This window comes from uncultured Planktosalinus sp., assembly GCF_963973675.1.
GTDB lineage: Bacteria > Bacteroidota > Bacteroidia > Flavobacteriales > Flavobacteriaceae > Planktosalinus.
In genome coordinates this window covers 1-3,153 of record NZ_CAXBAN010000317.1, presented here as the reverse complement: position 1 = coordinate 3,153, position 3,153 = coordinate 1, and the positions used below count along the sequence as shown (strand labels likewise).

The following is a 3,153-nucleotide window of genomic DNA, read 5'->3' as shown; positions in this document are numbered from 1 at the left end:
TTCCGTGAAGCATTACAACCGGTTCCGCATTTTTTGGACCACTTACAATCACATGTGCAATACCGTAAGTAGTGGGTATATATAATTCTTCATAAGTAACATCCCATAATTTTAAAGTTTCGTCATAAGCCTTAAAGTATAAAGAATCTATTGCCGTTGCATTGGTAATATATTCCGGTGTTTTTTTATAGGCTTCGTATTTGTCAGAACACCCGGTATACAAAAGAATAAAAGCAAGTAATATAAATAGCCTCATAAGTAGAATTTTAAATAAAATTAAATATAACTTTTATTTCGTGCAACAATACTAGTTGGAGGTCATTTTTATTCATTAAACATCAAACAATCTCAAAAGAAACATACATAATAAAAAGCCCCATTCCTATAGGGAAAGGAAGCATAGCCAAATCTACTCACAACTTAGGTAAGGCAAGGAAACAAACACCAAAATAATCTACATCATCCTTCTCAATCAATTAACAATCCCGTGACAGTAAAAACACAATTCCCTCGTTCCTTTGCGGCAAAAAACAATGGATTTATTTTTATATGCATTTGCCGCACTCTTCTCAATAATGAACCCACTGGGAACCGTACCCATATATGTGGGACTCACACAGGAAGAAGACACCGCTGAACGCAAAAAAACCGCCCTGATTACCGCTGTCAATGTTCTGGTAATCCTGCTTATTTCATTTTTTCTAGGTAAATACCTCCTGGAGTTTTTCGGCATCAGTCTCAATTCGCTGCGCATCGCCGGCGGGCTGATTATTGTATCCTCGGGCTTTGCCTTGCTCACTGGTAGTTTTGCTAAACACAAAGGCATGAAAAACAAACGGGTACAAAAAGACCTTTCTCAACGGGAACGTTTTTCATTGACACCCCTGGCGATACCAATGTTGGCCGGACCGGGATCTATTTCGCTTCTCATTTCCTTCCAGCAAGAATACAATCACACTTCTGAAATCCTTTTTATCATCCTGGCAATCACCCTCACCTGCCTTGTTACGTTTTTTATTCTGAGAAGCGCTTACCTGATTGTAAAAGTATTGGGAGCATCAGGAATCAACGCCATTTCAAGAATCATCGGTTTTATAGTAATCGCCATCGGAATTGAATACATTAGTTCATCGGTCCTTGAAATACTGAAAGTACTCACACCTTAAAACACAAAGAGCCCTTAACGCCTTTTTAACGCTAAATACCAAAGAAATTGCGTATTTTTAGAAGAAAATATTGAAAATACTACTCACAGGTGCCAATGGATATATTGGCAAACGATTGCTTTTACAACTTCTGGATCTCAATCATGAGGTCATATGTTGCATTAGGGATAAAAATCGGCTTGATGTTGATCATTCATTGAAAAATATCAGCTTTGTGGAGATTGACTTTCTGGAAGACGTACAGCAAGGAAAAATACCAACAGACATTGACCTGGCCTTTTACCTGATTCACTCCATGAGCGCCTCCACAGAAGATTTTGATGAAAAAGAAGCGCGCTCTGCTGAAAACTTTAATAGCTATATGAAGGAAACTTCAGTGAAACAAGTGGTATATCTCAGTGGAATAGTAAATAACAAAGAGTTGTCAAAACACCTTTCATCCAGAAAAAAAGTGGAAGACATTCTCTCACAAGGCCATTTTAAACTCACTGTTTTAAGGGCAGGAATCGTAGTTGGCTCAGGAAGCTCTTCCTTTGAAATCATTCGTGACCTCTGTGAAAAATTACCGGTCATGGTAGCACCCAAATGGCTTGAAACCAAAACACAGCCCATCGCAGTGCGTGATGTAATTTCAATGCTAACAGGAGTGATGCTTAACGAAAAATGCTACAATAAATCATTCGATATCGGCGGACCCGATGTGCTGACTTATAAACAAATGCTTAAAAAATATTCCAAAGTAAGAAAATTAAAACTTTGGATATTCTCTGTTCCCTTTATGTCACCTCGCCTTTCTTCTTATTGGTTGTATTTTGTAACCTCTACCACCTATTCACTGGCGGTCAATCTGGTAGATAGCATGAAAACTGAAGTAGTTGCCAAAAACAACGATCTTCAAAAACTTCTGAAAATAGAACCCATTTCCTATGAGGAAGCCATTCAGAAAGCATTTCAGAAAATCGAACAAAACCTAGTGGTATCAAGCTGGAAAGACGCACTCATATCAGGTCGATTCAACGACTTGAAGCAACACATCAAAGTGCCCGAATATGGGTGCCTGCAGGACGTAAAAACAATCAAAGTAAAGGATGTAAACCGAGCCCTTGAAAATATCTGGTCAATTGGAGGAAACAGAGGGTGGTATTATGGAAACTGGTTGTGGAAAATACGCGGTTATATGGACCTCGTTGTAGGTGGTGTGGGACTAAGACGTGGACGCACCCACCCTGATAAAATCTACCCCGGCGATGCCCTAGATTTCTGGAGAGTGCTGTATGCTGATAAAGATGAAAAAAGACTCCTGCTTTTTGCCGAAATGAAACTTCCGGGTGAAGCCTGGCTGGAATTTAAAATAACTGAAAACAATCTTTTGAAACAAACCGCAACCTTCAGACCAAAAGGAATTTGGGGGCGACTGTACTGGTATAGTGTCCTTCCTTTTCACTATTTTATTTTTGGTGGAATGATTCGTAATATTGTAAAATACAAACCTGACTAATATGAACTATTTTATTTGTATGTTACTCATAGTGGCTTCCTTCACAGCTTGTAAAGAACAACCACCTAAAGAAACAGCTACTGAACTTGAAATTGAAAAAGACAGTGAGCTGGAAAATCTCCACTCAATGATGACGGGGTCATTTAGCAATGAACGACAGGCAACTTTAGACACCAACTTTAGGAAGGTCACACTTCATATGTATCCCATCTGGGTCGAAAAAGATGGCAAGTGGCTCTATGTGGAGCAAGCACTAACAAACAAACAGGAAGAACCCTTCCGACAGAGAATTTACAAATTAAGTCGTGAAAATGACAGTACATTGCGAAGTGATATTTTTACCATACCCAATGCCAGCCTATGGACTTGTAAATGGCAAACACCCAAGTTTTTTGACAGATTACTGCCTGAAACTATTGAAATAAAGGAAGGTTGTGAAATGCTCCTTAAAAAAACAACTGAAAACACCTTTATAGGAAAAACAGTGGA

At 38.9% G+C, this 3,153-nt stretch carries 3 protein-coding genes and 1 pseudogene; 3 read left to right on the top strand and 1 reads right to left on the bottom strand.

The annotated features are described in order from the left end of the window. Positions 1 to 256: pseudogene (locus AACY61_RS11190) on the bottom strand (alpha/beta hydrolase); the annotation flags it as partial. A 277-nt stretch (positions 257 to 533) separates the two neighbouring features. Between AACY61_RS11190 and AACY61_RS11185 the strand changes: the two are divergent. The 3 genes from AACY61_RS11185 to AACY61_RS11175 all read left to right on the top strand — a co-directional run. After that, a complete protein-coding gene (locus AACY61_RS11185) occupies positions 534 to 1,166 on the top strand; it encodes a MarC family NAAT transporter (RefSeq protein WP_339611669.1) in 633 nt (210 codons plus the stop codon). 70 nt (positions 1,167 to 1,236) lie between these two features. Then, positions 1,237 to 2,664 carry an SDR family oxidoreductase gene (locus AACY61_RS11180; RefSeq protein ID WP_339611668.1) on the top strand — a complete coding sequence of 476 codons (1,428 nt, stop codon included), beginning with the start codon at positions 1,237 to 1,239 and terminating at the stop codon, positions 2,662 to 2,664. A 1-nt stretch (position 2,665) separates the two neighbouring features. After that, positions 2,666 to 3,153 (top strand): chromophore lyase CpcT/CpeT (locus AACY61_RS11175; RefSeq protein ID WP_339611667.1); only part of this gene is annotated, 488 nt, incomplete at its 3' end.